At 69.7% G+C, this 15,281-nt stretch carries 15 protein-coding genes; 5 read left to right on the top strand and 10 right to left on the bottom strand.

Features of this window, described 5'->3' with window-relative positions; translation table 11 throughout:
* Genes VD964_RS13690 through mnhG form a run of 5 tightly spaced genes read left to right on the top strand, consistent with a single transcriptional unit; the run spans position 1 to position 3,077 of the window.
* Complete coding sequence (locus VD964_RS13690) at positions 1 to 345, top strand: Na+/H+ antiporter subunit C (RefSeq protein WP_194914214.1); 345 nt, start codon at positions 1 to 3, stop codon at positions 343 to 345.
* A complete protein-coding gene (locus VD964_RS13685) occupies positions 342 to 1,955 on the top strand; it encodes a monovalent cation/H+ antiporter subunit D (protein ID WP_324869125.1) in 1,614 nt (537 codons plus the stop codon). The genes VD964_RS13690 and VD964_RS13685 overlap by 4 nt, the downstream gene beginning before the upstream one ends.
* An 8-nt stretch (positions 1,956 to 1,963) precedes the next feature.
* Complete coding sequence (locus VD964_RS13680) at positions 1,964 to 2,452, top strand: Na+/H+ antiporter subunit E (protein ID WP_324869124.1); 489 nt, start codon at positions 1,964 to 1,966, stop codon at positions 2,450 to 2,452.
* Complete coding sequence (locus VD964_RS13675; RefSeq protein ID WP_324869123.1) at positions 2,449 to 2,730, top strand: K+/H+ antiporter subunit F; 282 nt, start codon at positions 2,449 to 2,451, stop codon at positions 2,728 to 2,730. The genes VD964_RS13680 and VD964_RS13675 overlap by 4 nt, the downstream gene beginning before the upstream one ends.
* The gene (gene mnhG / locus VD964_RS13670; protein WP_149224326.1) at positions 2,727 to 3,077 is read left to right on the top strand and encodes a monovalent cation/H(+) antiporter subunit G; all 351 of its coding nucleotides are present in this window, start codon (positions 2,727 to 2,729) and stop codon (positions 3,075 to 3,077) included. The genes VD964_RS13675 and mnhG overlap by 4 nt, the downstream gene beginning before the upstream one ends.
* A 172-nt stretch (positions 3,078 to 3,249) precedes the next feature.
* Here mnhG and VD964_RS13665 read toward each other — a convergent pair whose 3' ends face one another.
* Genes VD964_RS13665 through fliF form a run of 10 tightly spaced genes read right to left on the bottom strand, consistent with a single transcriptional unit; the run spans position 3,250 to position 15,140 of the window.
* Positions 3,250 to 3,603, bottom strand: coding sequence for a hypothetical protein (locus VD964_RS13665; protein ID WP_324869122.1), 354 nt, complete (start codon positions 3,601 to 3,603; stop codon positions 3,250 to 3,252).
* Positions 3,600 to 5,501 (bottom strand): hypothetical protein, encoded by a 1,902-nt coding sequence (locus tag VD964_RS13660; protein WP_324869121.1) that lies wholly within the window; start codon positions 5,499 to 5,501, stop codon positions 3,600 to 3,602. Before VD964_RS13660 ends, VD964_RS13665 begins: the two co-directional genes overlap by 4 nt.
* A gap of 8 nt (positions 5,502 to 5,509) precedes the next feature.
* Positions 5,510 to 6,307, bottom strand: coding sequence for a MinD/ParA family protein (locus VD964_RS13655; protein WP_324869120.1), 798 nt, complete (start codon positions 6,305 to 6,307; stop codon positions 5,510 to 5,512).
* Positions 6,304 to 7,569 carry a GTPase gene (locus tag VD964_RS13650; RefSeq protein ID WP_324869119.1) on the bottom strand — a complete coding sequence of 422 codons (1,266 nt, stop codon included), beginning with the start codon at positions 7,567 to 7,569 and terminating at the stop codon, positions 6,304 to 6,306. The genes VD964_RS13655 and VD964_RS13650 overlap by 4 nt, the downstream gene beginning before the upstream one ends.
* A 46-nt stretch (positions 7,570 to 7,615) precedes the next feature.
* A complete protein-coding gene (gene flhA, locus VD964_RS13645) occupies positions 7,616 to 9,790 on the bottom strand; it encodes a flagellar biosynthesis protein FlhA (RefSeq protein ID WP_324869118.1) in 2,175 nt (724 codons plus the stop codon).
* Positions 9,791 to 9,830: 40 nt separating this feature from the next.
* Positions 9,831 to 11,399: a sigma-54 dependent transcriptional regulator gene (locus VD964_RS13640; RefSeq protein ID WP_324869117.1), complete on the bottom strand. Its 1,569-nt coding sequence runs from the start codon at positions 11,397 to 11,399 to the stop codon at positions 9,831 to 9,833.
* 4 nt (positions 11,400 to 11,403) lie between these two features.
* Entirely contained in the window at positions 11,404 to 12,303 is a 900-nt protein-coding gene (locus tag VD964_RS13635; RefSeq protein ID WP_324869116.1) for a motility protein A, read from the bottom strand.
* On the bottom strand, positions 12,303 to 12,620 hold the full coding sequence (fliN, locus tag VD964_RS13630) for a flagellar motor switch protein FliN (RefSeq protein WP_111069733.1): 318 nt from the start codon (positions 12,618 to 12,620) through the stop codon (positions 12,303 to 12,305). Before fliN ends, VD964_RS13635 begins: the two co-directional genes overlap by 1 nt.
* A 34-nt stretch (positions 12,621 to 12,654) precedes the next feature.
* Positions 12,655 to 13,428 (bottom strand): FliH/SctL family protein, encoded by a 774-nt coding sequence (locus VD964_RS13625; protein WP_324869115.1) that lies wholly within the window; start codon positions 13,426 to 13,428, stop codon positions 12,655 to 12,657.
* A 50-nt stretch (positions 13,429 to 13,478) separates the two neighbouring features.
* A complete protein-coding gene (gene fliF, locus VD964_RS13620) occupies positions 13,479 to 15,140 on the bottom strand; it encodes a flagellar basal-body MS-ring/collar protein FliF (protein WP_324869114.1) in 1,662 nt (553 codons plus the stop codon).
* Positions 15,141 to 15,281 lie beyond the last annotated feature (141 nt).

The following is a 15,281-nucleotide window of genomic DNA, read 5'->3' as shown; positions in this document are numbered from 1 at the left end:
ATGGAACTGATCCTTTCGCTCGGCATCGGCGTGCTGACCGGCTCCGGCGTGTGGCTTCTGCTGCGGCCCCGCACCTTCCAGGTGATCATCGGCCTGTCGCTGCTGTCCTATGCCGTCAACCTGTTCATCTTCTCCACCGGCGGCCTGCGCACCGGCGCCGAACCGATCCTGGAGGGCGGCCGGGCCGGCAACCTCGCCATGCATGCCGATCCGGTGCCGCAGGCTCTGGTGCTGACCGCCATCGTCATCGGCTTCGCCACCACCGCCCTGTTCCTTGTCCTGCTGCTCGCCGCCCGCGGCCTGACCGGGACCGACCATGTCGACGGAAAGGAGAAGAGCCGGTGACCGGCTGGATGGATCACCTGACGATCGCGCCCATCGTCCTGCCCATGCTGGCGGGTGCGGTGATGATGCTGATCGACGAGCGGCAGCGCACGCTGAAGGCCGTGATCGGCATGGCGTCGGCGCTTGCCCTGCTCGGGCTGGCCATCCTGGCGATGACGGTCGCGGACTCGGGCGCGGCCGGCGTCCGCGTCTACCGGCTGGGCGACTGGCCAGCCAATTTCGGCATCGTGCTGGTTCTGGACCGCTTCGCCGCGCTGATGCTGGTGCTGACCGGCATCCTGGGGGTGGCCGCCCTGCTGTTCTCGCTGCCGCGCTGGCAGAAGGCGGGCGCGCATTTCCATTCGCTGTTCCAGTTCCAGCTGATGGGGCTGAACGGCGCCTTCCTGACCGGCGACCTGTTCAACCTGTTCGTCTTCTTCGAGATCATGCTGGCCGCCTCCTACGGGCTTGCCCTGCACGGCTCGGGCCTTGCGCGGGTGCGGGCGGGGCTGCACTACATCGCAATCAACCTGTCGGCGTCGCTGCTGTTCCTGATCGGCGTCAGCATGATCTATGGCATCTCCGGCACCCTCAACATGGCCGATCTGGCCGGCCGCGTCGCCGGTCTGGCGGCGGAGGACCGGGGACTTCTGGAGGCCGGGGCGGCCATTCTGGGCGTCGCCTTCCTGATCAAGGCGGGGATGTGGCCGCTCGGCTTCTGGCTGCCCAACACCTATTCCACCCTGGGTGCGGCCTCTGCCGCCATCGTCTCCATCCTCAGCAAGGTCGGCGTCTATGCCGTGCTGCGGCTGTGGCTGCTGGTGTTCGGCGATGGGGCAGGGGCCTCCTCCGGCTTCGGCGGCACCGTCCTGCTGGTCGGCGGGCTGCTGACCATCGGCTTCGGGTCGATCGCCGTGCTGGCGACGCAGAACATGGCGCGGCTGGCCGGGGCAAGCGTGCTGGTTTCGTCCGGCACGCTGCTGGCGGCCATCGGCGCCGGGCAGCTGTCGGTGACCGGCGGCGCCCTGTTTTATCTCAGCAGCTCGGTCCTGGCGGTCGCCGGCTTCTTCCTGGTGGTGGAACTGGTGGAGCGCGGCCGCGCCGTCGGCGCCGACGTGCTGGCGGTGACCCGCGAGGCGTACGGCGAGGGCGATGACGAGGAGTCCGACGACGGCGGGGCCGGCGTCGCCATCCCGGCGACGATGGCGATCCTCGGCATCGGCTTCATGTCCAGCGCGCTGCTGCTGGCCGGCCTGCCGCCGCTGTCGGGCTTCCTCGCCAAGTTCGCGATCCTGTCGCCGCTGCTGGCCGCCGGCCCGGACGTGCCGGTCACCACCTGGGTGCTGATGGCGGCGCTGGTCCTGTCCGGGCTGGCGACGGTGGTGGCGATGACGCGGGCCGGCATCGACGCATTCTGGGCCTCCCCCTCCGAGGAGGCGCCGCGCGTGCGGGTGGCGGAAATCGCGCCGGTCCTGCTTCTGCTCGCCCTCAACGTGGCGCTGACCGTGCAGTCCGGGCCGGCGATGCGCTACATGGAGGACACCGCGAGGTCGCTGCATGCGCCGCGCGACTACAACGGCGCCGTGATGTCCGTTGCCCGTACACCCGGAACGATGGGAGGCTCCCAATGAGACCGTCGATGAGCCGATGGCTTCCCTACCCCATGATGACCGCGACCCTGCTGGGGGTCTGGCTGCTGCTGAACGAAAGCGTGGCTCCGGGCACGATCATCCTCGGCGGCGTGCTGTCGCTTGTGACCGCCGCGACGCTGAACACGCTCGGCCTTCCGGGCGGACGGCTCCGTCGGCCGCGGGCCGCCGTGTCGCTCCTGCTGCTGGTGCTGGAGGACATCGTGCGCTCCAACATCGCCGTCGCCCGGATCATCCTGCGGCCGGGCAAAGGCGGCCGGGTTTCGGGCTTCGTGCGCATTCCGCTCGACCTCCGGGCACCTTATGGGCTGGCGACGCTGGCCTGCATCGTCACCGCCACCCCCGGCACGGTGTGGGTCGCCTATGACCGGACGCGGAACACCATCCTCCTGCACATCCTCGATCTCGTGGACGAGCAGGTGTGGATCGAGACCATCAAGGGGCGGTACGAGACACGGTTGATGGAGCTGTTCGAATGATCGTCAAACTTCTGATGGGAACGATCCTTCTGACCCAGATCCTGCTGGTGATCGCCATGGCCTTCGCGACCTTCCGGGTGCTGCGCGGGCCGCGGGCTCAGGACCGCGTGCTGGGAATGGACACCCTCTATGTCACGGCGACCATGCTGCTGCTGACCTTCGGCATCCGCACCGGCAGCATCCTGTATTTCGAAGCGGCGCTGATCATCGCCCTGCTGGGATTCGTGTCGACGGCGGCGCTGGCGAAGTTCCTGATGCGCGGGGAGGTGATCGAATGACCCATCTGGCCGAAATTCCCGCCTGGGCGGCGGTCCTGACCGCAGTGCTGCTGCTGACCGGCGCCGTCCTGACGCTGATCGGGACGGTCGGTCTGCTGCGCTTCGACAGCTTCTATCAGCGCGTCCACGCTCCGACGTTGGGCTCGACGCTGGGCATCGGCTGCATCCTGCTGGCCTCGATGCTGTTCTTCTCCGTCCTGGAATCGCGGGCGATCATCCACGAACTGCTGATCACCGCCTTGATGGTGGTCACCACGCCGATCACCCTGATGCTGCTGGCCCGCGCCGCCCTCTACCGCGACCGCACGGAGGGAAGCGACGAGGTGCCGCCACCGCCTTCGGATTGACCAATCCCCCTCTCCCCCCCCAGGGAGAGGGTCGGGGTGAGGGGGATGCACATGCTGGACTTTTGCAGGGGGGCCGCCGCGCGACCCCCTCACCCTAACCCTCTCCCCGGGGGAGAGGGGACTGCTCCTGCTCGGAAAGACGTGCGGATGAGGGAGGAATAGACCGGCTTCCTCAAATCCGCCGCAGCCGCCCCATCAGTTGCGGATTGTCCCAGTTCGGCTGCCGGTCCTCGATCACCACGCGGTGGGGCAGGGGCGTGTCGCGTTCCAGCACCACCTCGACCCAGCGCGGCACCAGCTCGTTGTTGAGGTCATCGAGAATGGCGAGCGCCAGCGCCTCTAGCCCGTCCGCGAAGCCGGCGAATTCCGCCAGATAGGCGGCGACGGAGGCCGGGTCCGGCACCAGCCGGTCGGGCACCAGACGCAGGGTCAGGCGCGTGCCGGCCATCGGCTCGCCGCGCAGCTCCACCAGATAGTCGTGGCGGGCGTCGGGGGAGGGGCGGGTGGTCAGGCGCTCGCGCCTCATGCGGAAACTCCAAGTCCGGCCTGCCCGGCGCGGGTCAGCTTCACCCAGCTGCGGGCGCCGGACTGGAAGGACAGCCCGCCGCTGTAGCCCACCGCCCGCACGCTGTCGGCGAAGACCTGGATCAGTTCCACCCGCAGCTCCGGCGGCAGGGCGGCGTGGCTACGCAGGATCAGGTCGAAATGGTTCGGCCGGATCAGACCGTCCAACTGCATCGGCCCGAAGCGGCTGAGATCCAGATCGATGAGGAAACGGCTGCCGGGCTTGCCGCGCGGCCTGCCGTCGCCCTCCTCGTCCTCCTTCAGGGGATGGACATGCAGCTTGATCGGCTTCGGGCCGGTCGAATCCATCAGCGGGATGGTGTAGCTGCGCCAATCTCCCGGCAGCGGTTCCGCGGCCTCGCGGCGCAACCCCTCGAAATCCTTGTCCAGCCGCTCCAGCAGGTCGCGCCGCCCGGCCTTGTCCAGCGCGGAGGAGGCATCATCGCCGAGCCAGCCCCGGGCATCGCCGCCGCGCATCGCCGCCAGGAAGAAGCCCAGCGCCGCGGTCAGCTTGCGGTTCGGCTGAGGCATGGTCGCCAGCATCGACTTCGCCAACGCCGGGTCGGACGCCGCCAATGTCGCCATCAGCTGCCGCATCGCCGGCCAGTCGCGCTCGCCGACCGGCCCCGGCGGGCCGGGCAGGGTGGGGGCCGCCGCCTGGGTCGCCTGGGCGAGGTCGGTGAGAGCCGCGGTGACCTTGGCGCCCGGCGGCAGGCTGGCCGCGACGTTGAGGGCCAGCATGCCCTGTTTGGTCGCCAGAATCGGCTGACCCTGCGGCGTGCTGCCGGCGACCGTGCCGCGCAGGACGGGGGTGTCGGGCGGAGGGTTGGGATCCGCCGCTTCCGGAGAGGATTGGCCGCCGGCCTGGCTCCCAGCCGGGCTACTGCCAGCCTGGCTACTGCCGGTCTGGCTTCCGCCCTGCCCGGTCCGTCCACCGGCGTCAGAGTCGCCGGGCGGGCGCGGCTGTTGCGGAGGCGGGGTGACGGTCAGGATCCTCAACGCCACCGTGGCGCCGCGCGGCAGATCGGGCGGCTCGGCAGGTGTGCCGGCGGCACTGCCGGACGGCTGGTCAGGCTTTGCCGGGGTTCCCGCGCCGGGGTGCGCCGCATCGCCGCCCAGCTGGACCGGCGTGCCGAAGGTTGCACTTCCCCCGGCCATCGGCGGTGCCGGCATGGATGGGGGGGCGGGTGCCGGTGTGGCGGGTGCTGCAGCCTCGGGCTTGGCCGGTCCGACCGGGTTGGCGCCGGTTGGGGAGGGGGGAGGCGGCTGGGGTGCGGCGCCGCCGGCCGGCGCCGCCGGCGTTGGCTTGGCGCCCGATCCGCCGGCGATCACCAGCGCCGGCACCACCGTGCCGGGCAGCAGGGGCGGCAGGGCGGGCACCGTGGTCGGGGTGGGGGTCGGCAGCAGGACGGCGGGAGTCGCGGCATTTCCGGGCGCCGGGCTGCCCGCGGGCGTGGCTGCCGTCGTCCCGGCCGCCCCCGTTCCGGCTGCCCCCGTCCCGGTTGGGGTGCCCAGCGCCTGCAGCAGGATCAGCGCGGTGGGCTTGGCTGTGACTGTCGCCGGTGCGGTGGGCGTCGGTGTGCCGGTGCCGGGGGTGATCTGGACGGTGACCGGCTTGTCGGGCGGCAGCTCCGCCTTGCTGTCGAGCAGCAGTTCGCCTGCCGACGTGCGCACGCGGGTCAGGCCTTCCGGCGTCTGGCCGGCGACGGTGCCGGTCAGCACCACCGGGCGGGTCACCTCCGGCAGCCGTTCGGGCAGCCTGACGACCGTGGCCTCGGTCGTGACGGGTGCGGGCGTGGCGGGAGCCGCCACGGCGGTGGCGGCAGCGGGCGTGACCGATGGTGGGAGCGCCCCGCCCATCGGTTCCGCTACTTGGAACTGGCCAGCAGCCGCTGCACGATCGCCTCGACGTCGCGCGCCGCGTCGCAGGCGGGCGAGCGGGTCAGCAGCGGGGTCTGGTTGCGGATGGCGTCGCGCACCTTCAGGTCTCGGCGGATGATGCCCGCCAGCGCCGGCTTGTATTTCAGGAAGTTCTGGCAGGCCTTCAGGATGGTGCCGTAGGTGCGTTCGCCGTCCTTCACGCTCTGCGCCATGTTCACGACGATCCGCAGGTCGGCCGACGGGTTGGTGGCATGGGTCAGCTTGATGAAGGCATAGGCGTCGGTCAGCGAGGTCGGCTCGTCCGTCGTCACCACCAGCGTGGTGCCGGCCGGCCCCGACAGGGTGCGCACCGTGCGGTCGACGCCGGCGCCCATGTCCATCACCACCCGGTCATAGCCCTTGGCCAGTTCCAGCAGGTCGTTGCGCAGGCCCGACAGGCGTTGGCTCGGCAACTGCGCCAGCGTGCCCGATCCCGACCGGCCGGCGATGATGTCGAACCCGGTGTCGGGGAAGCGCTGCGCCGCCTTGGCCAGCGTCACCTCGCCGTTGATGACGGCGCCCAAATCGTTCTTGGGAGAAAAGCCCAGTTGGATGTCGACGTTGGCGAGGCCGAGGTCGCCGTCGAACAGCAGGGTGTTCATTCCCGCCTTGGTGAGGGCGTGGCTGAGCGTGATGGAGAACCACGTCTTGCCGACGCCGCCCTTCCCGCTGGCCACGGCGATGACGTTGGCGCCGCGCAGCGGGCGAACGTTCTTGAGGGCGGCCGGGAACACCGGATCGGTCATGGCAGGGTCCTCGACGAGGGGGAACTGGAGGCTTTTGCCTTGGTTGCGGATTTTGCGGTTGCGGGTTTCGTTGGCTTGGCGGCGGCGGCCCTGCGTGGTGGCGGGGGTGGCGGCGCCGGCTCGATCTCCGGCTCGTCGTCCTCCGGCTCATAGGCCCGCCCGAAGGTCGGCTTGCGCACGGGCGTATGGTCCGGCTCATGATCCGGCTGCCCGTCGTCTTCCTCTTCCCAGTCCGCGGTGCGGGCGGTGCGGCGCGGTGCCGACTCCTTGGCGGCGGGCGCCTTCTCCTCGGCCGGGATCATCATGCGGGCGAGCGCCAGCGGGTTCAGGGCGGTCAGCCCTTCCGCCACCTTGGACGACACGCTGGCGTCGCAGAAGGACAGCCGGGCGCGGGCGGCGATCGCAAGCAGGCTGCCCAGCCGGCGGGCCATGTCCAGCCGGGTGACCAGCATCCGCCGCACGCCGACCGCCTTGAAGGCCAGCGCCATGTCGGCGGCCTCCAGCGCGTCCAGCCCGGCGGGCAGGACCAGCACCGGTTCCACCTCCCCGGCGCCGAGCAGGGCGCGGAGATCCTGCATGTCTACGGCGTCGAAGGGGTTGCGGCCGGCGGTGTCGACCAGAACGAGGTCGGTCTTGCGGTGTACTTCGAAGGCGCCGGCCAGCGCGTCGGGGTCCTCCACCGTCGCCAGCTTCAGCTTCATCAACCGGGTGAAGGCGGCCAGCTGGTCGACGCCGCCGGCGCGCACCGTGTCGGTGGTGATGACGCCGACCGACCGCTTCTTGAAGACGGCGCGGGCCGCCAGCTTGGCCGCGACCAGCGTCTTGCCCGATCCCGGCGGCCCGACCAGCGCCAGCGGCTTCACCGGGCTGCGGCCGTCCGGCAGCGGATTGAAGGTGAAATAGGAATCGAGCGCCGAGCCCAGCGCCAGCCGCGGATCCTCGGTGTCGAGGCCCGACGCGGCGTCGATCAGCTGTTCGGCCAGGGTGGCGGGGACGCCGTGGCGCTGCAGGGCGTCGGCCACCACCTCGCCCACGTCGATCTCGGGTTCGACCGGCTTCGGCGGGGCCTTGGCGCGACCGCCGCGCACACCGCCGGAAACGGGGGCGGCCGGCAGGTCGTCCTCTTCCACCGCCGCCGTGACGCGCACGCCGCCGCCTTCCTCCTCGCGCGTTGCGACGATGATGGCGTCGTCGCCCAGCGACTGGCGCACCATCCGCATGGCGTCGGACATGGTCTTGGCGTGGAAGGACTTCAGCCGCATCGGCGGTGCCTTCCGTCAGGCAGGGGGGAGAGAACGGCGCGCACCATCAGATCTGCCCCAGGGTCTTGATGCGGGCCTTCGGGTGGATCTCGTTCTGGGACATGACCACGGTAGCCGGCCGGAACCGCTCCACGATGGAGCGGACGAACGGCCGGATCAGCGGGCTGGTCAACAGAACGGGGCTCTCGCCCATCATGGCATGTCGCTCGAAGGTTTGGCGGACGGAGGTGATGAACTGCTGCAGGCGGGACGGGGCCATCGTCAGCTGCCGGTCGTCGCCGTCGCCCACCAGCGACTCGGCGAACGCCTGCTCCCATTCGGGCGACAGGGTGACGAGCGGGATGAAGCCCATCTCGTTCGTGTTCGCGTCGCAGATCTGCCGGGCAAGGCGGGACCGCACATGCTCGGTGATCTGGGTGATGCTGCGGGTCTGGCTGGTCGCTTCGGATACCCCTTCCAATATGGTGGGAAGATCCCGGATCGAAACGCGTTCGGCAAGGAGATTCTGCAACACCCGTTGCAATCCGCCCACAGTGATCTGATTCGGCACCACGTCGGCGATCAGCTTCTGGTGTTCCTTGTCGGTCTCGTCCAGCAGCTTCTGCGTCTCGGTGAAGGACAGCAGCTCCTGCATGTTGTCCTTGATCAGCTCGGTCAGATGGGTGGTGACCACGGTCGACGGGTCGACCACGGTGTATCCCTTGAACAGAGCCTCCTCGCGGTAGCCGGGCTCGATCCAGATGGCGGGCAGGCCGAAGGTCGGCTCCACCGTCTGCTCGCCGGGCAGGCTCATGGCGTCGCCGCGCGGGTCCATCACCAGAAGCATGTTGGGCCTGATGTCGCCGCGCCCGGCCTCGATCTCCTTCACGCGGATGATGTAGGTGTTGGGCGGAAGCTGCAGGTTGTCCTGGATGCGCACGGCCGGCATGACGAAGCCGACCTCGCCGGCGATCTGCCGGCGCAGGCCCTTGATCTGGTCGGTCAGCCGGTGGCTTCCCGCCTGCGGCTGGTTGATCAGCGACAAGAGGCCGTAGCCAAGCTCCAGCCGGATCAGGTCGATGGCGAGCGCTGTGGAGATCGGCTCGTCCGGTACCGGCCCTGCTCCGGGCATGCCGCCCGGTCCTGCGCCGGCCGCTGCCTCCTCCGCCGCGGCGGCCTCCTCCGCCTCCTTCTTCGCGCGCAGGCGCGGCATGTACCAGGCGGCGGCGCCGACGGCGGCGATGACCGGGGCCAGCGTCAGGATCGGCATGCCCGGCAGCAGGGCCAGCACGCCGATGGCGCCGGCCGACAGGGCCAGCGCCTGGCTGTGGCCGGTCAACTGCCCCACCACCGCCTTGTCGGTGGAGCCGCCCATGCCGGCCTTCGACACCAGGAAGCCGGCGGAGATCGAGATCACCAGCGCCGGGATCTGGGAGACGAGGCCGTCGCCGATGGTCAGCTTGGTGAAGGTGTCGAGCGCCTGCATCACCGGCATGTCGTGGCGCAGCACCGCGATGGTGACGCCGCCGATGATGTTGATGAACATGATCATCAGGCCGGCGACCGCGTCGCCCTTGACGAACTTCGACGCACCGTCCATGGAGCCGAAGAAGGCGCTTTCGTCCTCCAGCTCCTTGCGCCGCGCACGTGCCGTGCCTTCGTCGATCATGCCGGCCGACAGGTCGGCGTCGATGGCCATCTGCTTGCCGGGCATGGCGTCGAGGGTGAAGCGCGCCGCCACTTCGGCGATGCGGCCCGAACCGGCGGTGATGACCTTGAAGTTCACGATCGTCAGGATGGCGTAGATGATCACGCCGATGACGAAATCGCCGCCCATGACCAAGCTGGCGAAGGCCTCGATCACATGGCCGGCGGCCGACGTGCCCTCATGCCCCTGCGTCAGGATCAGGCGCGTGGAGGCCATGTTCAAGGACAGGCGCAGAAGCGTGGTGATCAGCAGGATCGTCGGGTAGGACGACAGCTCCAGCGGCTTCTCGATGAACAGCACCACCATCAGGATCAGGATGGAGATGGTGATGTTCAGCCCCAGCATCATGTCGAGCATGACGCTGGGCAGCGGCATGATCAGCCCGACCACGACGATCAGGATGCCGATGGCCATCGCCACGTCGCCGCGCTTCAGCGACGCCTTGGTGACCGCCCACATCTCGCCGAAGGCGGCCATGTTGCCGGGACCGCCGCCCCTGCCGCCGCCTCCGCCATTCTGTTCCGTCAGCGCCATGGATGCTCCCGCCGCTCAGGGCCCGGTGCCGGACCGGCCGTCAGGCCGTCGCCCGTTCGTCGTTGCCCGGCGAGGGCACGCTGCGGCCCTCATCGCCGTACTGCTTCAGCTTGTTGCGCAGCGTGCGGATCGAGATGCCCAGGATGTTGGCGGCATGGGTGCGGTTGCCCAGGCAGTGGGTCAGAGTCTCCAGGATCAGGTCGCGCTCCACGTCGGCCACCGTGCGGCCGATCAGCGCCGCCAAGCCGGCACCGGTCCCGCCGGCATTCGCCGCGGCGGCGGCACCGCTGTTGGCGGCCATGCCGTAGGGACCTGCCTTGCCGCCCTTGGGCGGGCCGTAGCTGGTCGGCAGGGCGCCCGGCGGCGGAACCACCAGGGGCGGGGCGGAAACCGGCGGCTGGGGCGCATGCGGCTGCGCGGCGGGCACGGTGCCGCCGGGACCGGCGAAGGGGTTGGCGACCGGCGAGTCGGCGGGGATGGAGGCCTGGGCGCTGCCCTCCGGCGCCAGCATCTTGCTGGTCAGCATGATGGCCTCGGGTCCCACCTCTTCGCCGCGCGACAGCAGGACGGCGCGGTGCATGGTGTTTTCCAGCTCGCGCACGTTGCCGCGCCAGTGGTGGGTCTTCAGCATCAGCAGGGCGTCCTCGGTCAGGCGCTTGTCGCCCAGCCCGTTGGCCTCCGCGTACTTCTTCAGGAAATGCTCGGCGATCATCGGGATGTCGGCCGGGCGTTCGCGCAGGGACGGGATCGCCACGCTGAACACGTTCAGGCGGAAATACAGATCCTCGCGGAAATTGCCGGAGCGGACCTCCGCCTCCAGGTTGCGGTTGGAGGTGGCGATCAGGCGGACATTGACCTTCACCGGCTGGCTGGAGCCGATGCGGTCGATCTCCTTCTCCTGGATGGCGCGCAGCAGCTTGGCCTGCAGGCGGGGATGCATCTCCGACAGCTCGTCCAGCAGCAGGGTGCCGTTGTTGGCCTCCTCGAACTTGCCGAGACGCCGGGCCACGGCGCCGGTGAAGGCGCCCTTTTCGTGCCCGAACAGCTCCGATTCCAGCAGGTTTTCCGGGATGGCGGCGCAGTTGACCGCGACGAAGGGCTCGCCCGACCGCCGGCTCTTGCGGTGGATGAAGCGGGCCATCAGCTCCTTGCCGGTGCCGCTCTCGCCGGTGATCATCACCGACGCGTCGCTGGGGGCCACCTGCTCGGCCAGCCGCAGCGTCGCCAGCATGGCGGGGTCGCTGCAGACGATGGAATGGCTTTCCTCGGCCACCGCTTCCAGCACCGCGGCGATCAGCTCGGCGTTCGGCGGCAGCGGCAGATATTCCTTGGCGCCGGCGCGGATGGCGCGCACGGCGGCGGCCGCATCGGTGCCGATGCCGCAGGCGACCACCGGGATGGTGATCCGCTCCGACTTCAGGCTGTCGATGAAGGTGGCGATGTCCAGCTTGACGTCGATCATCACCAAGTCGGCACCGGCGGCGGCGCGCAAGGCGTTCAGCGCCCCTTCGATGCTGTCGGTGTGCGACACCTTGGCCCCCCGCTTCATGGCGATCTTGCCGGCGGCGGTGATGTAGCCTTCCAACGTTCCAACGATCAGCAGACGCATAGCCTTACGCTCCCACTCTCGGGGCTTCCCGGTCGAAATACTGGATCCGCTTTCCAGGCGGCAGGACGGCGTTCAGGAGCATCTCCAGACGCCGCGGATTCTCCTGGCGCGCGATGGATACGGCGCCGATGGTAAAGAGGGTCTTGACCAGCGCGTCCTCCTCCGCCGACCGCTCCACCTTGGCGGCGAGCGGGGAGAGGACGACGTTGCCGAGCACGGCCCCGTAGAAGGTCGTCAGCAATGCCAGCGCCATCGCCGGCCCGATGGCCGACGGGTCGCTCAGGCTGCCCAGCATCTGCACGAGACCGACCAGCGTGCCGATCAGCCCCATGGCCGGCGCCACTTCCGACGCGCGGCGCAGCACGCCGGCGCTCTTGCCCAGGGCGCCCGCGGTCGCCTCGACCTCGCCGGTCAGCATCTGCTCGATGGTGTCGGGCGGATGCCCTTCGGTGATCAGGGTGACGCTGCGGTGCAGGAAGGGCTCGCCGCGCAGTTCCGGCAGGACGTTGCGCAGGGTCTCCGGCCCGGCCCGGCGGGCGGCCTCGGCCAGCAGGATCACCTGCCGCGCCACGCCCTTGGGGTCCAGCGTCTGGTGGACCAGCACCGCCGCCGCGCTCCGCCACGCCACCGCCACGTCGCCCAGCGAGAAGGAGGCGGTGGTGACCGCCAGCGTCCCGCCCAGCACGATCAGCAGCGACGGCGGGTCGAGGAAGGCGCGCGCCGAACCGCCGGTGGTGATCGCCAGCAGGATCACCGCGCCGGCCGCGGCAAGCCCGACCAGGGTCGCCACGTCCAGCCCGCCGCGCAGCCGCACGCCCCGCCCCGGAGCGGCGGCGGCGGGTGCCGCCGGCTGCGGCTGGGCCGCCTTGGCGCGGGATGCGGCGCTGTCGGACGAAATCGCCATCAGCCCCGGTCCGACTTGATGATTTCCGTCATGGTCACGCCAAGCCGGTCTTCCACCACCACCACCTCGCCGCGGGCGACCAGGCGGTTGTTGACGTAGATGTCGATGGCCTCGCCGACCTTGCGGTCCAGCTCCACCACGGCGCCGCGGCCCAGCTTCAGCAACTGCGCCACCTGCATGGTCGACTTGCCCAGCACCGCGGAGATCTGGACGGGGATGTCGTACACCGCCTCCAGATCCTTGGCGATTCCGGGACTGGCGTAGTCGTCGCCATCGCCACCGTGCAGGTCGTTCAGCGAGAAATTGTCGCTCGGCATGTCGGTCTCGGACCTCCTTCAATCCGGTCACCCCTTAGACGGGGGCCGGAGCCTCCAGCATGTGCGCGGCACGGCGTTCGATCTCGGCAAGCAGCTGGGCGGTGTCGCGCTCCACGCCGCCTTCGGCCCATTCGATGCGGCAGCCGCCGGGCGCGATCGACGGGTCGCCGATCACCATCAGCTTGGCGCCGAAGCCGCGCGACCCGACCGTCTGGTCCAGATGGTCGCGCACCAGCACCATCGTGTCCTCCGCCACCCGGATGACCAGCCGCGGCTCGTCGATCAGGTCGGTCAGGCAGGTGCGGACCATCGCCTCCACCTCGGCCATCCCACCGCGCCGCGCCCATTCGGGCAACAGCTTGCGAACGATGGCCAGCGCCAGATGGACCGGCTGTTCGGAACGCATGGCGTTGCCCGCCTCGTGCTCCGCCAGCAGGCGGGACACCCCGTCGGCGATCTGGGAAAGCGCGTTGGCGATGCGGTTGTTCACCGTCGCCTCGATCTCCGCCTTGCCGCGCTCGTACCCGGTGTTCTGACCGGCGGCCATGCCGTCGGTGAAGCCCTTGCCGTATCCGGCGGCCGTGCCCTCCGACTTGCCGGCGGCCAGACCCTCCTCGTAGCCCTGGGCGCGGGCGGCGGCCAGCTCCTCTTCCCCGAAGGTGGGGGCGGGCGGGGGCGGCGGCTCCTCCGGCTCCGGCGGCAGGGCGAACTCGTCCTCCGGTAGCAGATCGTCGTCCTCCACATGGGTCATGCGGGGCACGGCGTCCACGTCGAAGGACTCGTCGAAGAGGAATTTGCGCACGCTCATCGCCGCGGCACTCCCTCAGAAGACGGTATGGAATTGGAGGCCGGCATGGCTCAGCTCTCCTGGTACAGCCAGTTGCGCAGGATCGAGACCGCCTCTTCCGGGTGCTTGTCGACGATCTCGCCGACCTTGCGCAGGGACGACGCGCGGACGCGGCCTTCCACCCGGTTGATGTCGATCATCTGCTCCAGCTCCTCGTCGGCCTGTGCGGCTTCCAGCGCCAGATCCTGGGCCAGCGCGCCGGTCGGGGCGGCAAGGGCGGCCGGCATGCCGGCCTGATCGGTCAGCAGGCGGTCCATCTCATCCTCCTCCTGCATCTCGGCCTTCTCGAAGGCGCGGGAGATCAGGGGGCGGATGACCAGCAGGATGATCAGGACGGCGACGATGCCCAGGACCACCATCTCCGCGATGCGGAACAGGTCGTCCTTGGTCATGCCCATGAACAGCTCTTCCGGCTTCTGGATGTCGTCCTCGGGCGACCAGAAGCGCAGGTTGATCACCTCCAGCGAGTCGCCGCGCACGGCGTCCAGCCCCACGGCGGACCGCACCAGCGCCTTGATGCTCTCGATCTCCTGCTCGCTGCGCGGCTGGTAGGCCGGCGGCGCCTCCTTGGAGAGCTGGTAGGTGCCGTCCACCAGCACGGCGACCGACAGGCGGCGGACGGTGCCTGCCTCGCGCACATGCGACTTGGTGGTCTTGGTGATCTCGTAGTTGATCGTCTCTTCGTTGCGGTTCGACTTGTTCGACGACAGCGGGCTGGCGCTGCTGCTGGCCTGCGCCGTCGGCAGGTTCTGGTCCACCGTGACCGGGGCCAGCGGGTCGCGGTCGCTGCTCTCGTTCGATTCGGCCACCGTCTGGGTGGAGCGGACGACCTGGCTTTCCGGATCGAAGATTTCCGACTGCGTGGTGATGCGGTCGAAGTCGAGGTCGGCCGACACCTCCGCCCGGACCTTGCCGTAGCCGAGAGTGCGGCCCAGCAGATCCTCGATGGTGCGGGCAAGCCGGCCCTCGTAGGCCTGCTTCTTCTCCTCCGCGCTCGCCATCATCGCTTCGGCGGTGTCGCTGCCGGTGCCGCGGGCCAGCAGCTTGCCCTTGTCGTCGACGATGGAGATGCGGTTGGGGTCCAGGTTGGGGACCGACGCGGCGATCAGCTGCTGGATCGCCTGGATGTTCTCGCGGCTCAGCTGGGCGCCGGGGCGCAGCTTCAGGAAGACGCTGGCGGTGGCCGGGTTCTGCTGGCGCGCGAACAGCTCGCGCTTGGGAAGGACCAGATGAACGCGGGCCTGCTGGACGCCGTTCAGCGTCTGCACCGTGCGCGCCATCTCGCCTTCCAGCGCGCGCAGGTGGTTGATGTTCTGCATGAAGCTGGTGGCGCCGAAGCCTTCGCCCTTGTCGAACAGCTCGTAGCCGACCGAGCCGCCGGAGGGCAGCCCCTGCGCCGCCATGCGCATGCGCATCGGCCCGACCTGATCGGCCGGAACCATGATCTTGGTGCCCGTCTTGTCGACGGTGAAGGGGACCTTCGCCTCCTCCAGCTTCTTGGCGATCGCCGCGGCTTCCGTCTGCTGGAGTTCGGCGTAGAGCAGCTCCATCTCCGGCGTGGACAGGCGGGTCGTCAGGTAGACGAAGAATCCGATCAGCAGCAGCCCGACGCCGCCGATCGCCGCGAGGCGGGCGGGCCCGAGATTGCGCAAGGTCTGCAGCAGGTTGTTCACGCGCGGTCCCCGATCGGAAGTCTCCCCGGCATTCTCTTCGCATCGGCCGCTTCGCTGATGCGAAACGGTTTTTGCAAGTTCCGCGCCGGGCTTGCCTACGTTGGGGCATGCTGCGGCGTCTTGATGAAGAGAGGGTTAATC

Source organism: Azospirillum sp., assembly GCF_035628975.1.
Lineage (GTDB): Bacteria > Pseudomonadota > Alphaproteobacteria > Azospirillales > Azospirillaceae > Azospirillum.
The sequence above is the reverse complement of the archived record's forward strand: the minus strand, read 5'-3'. Positions and strand labels throughout refer to the sequence as shown.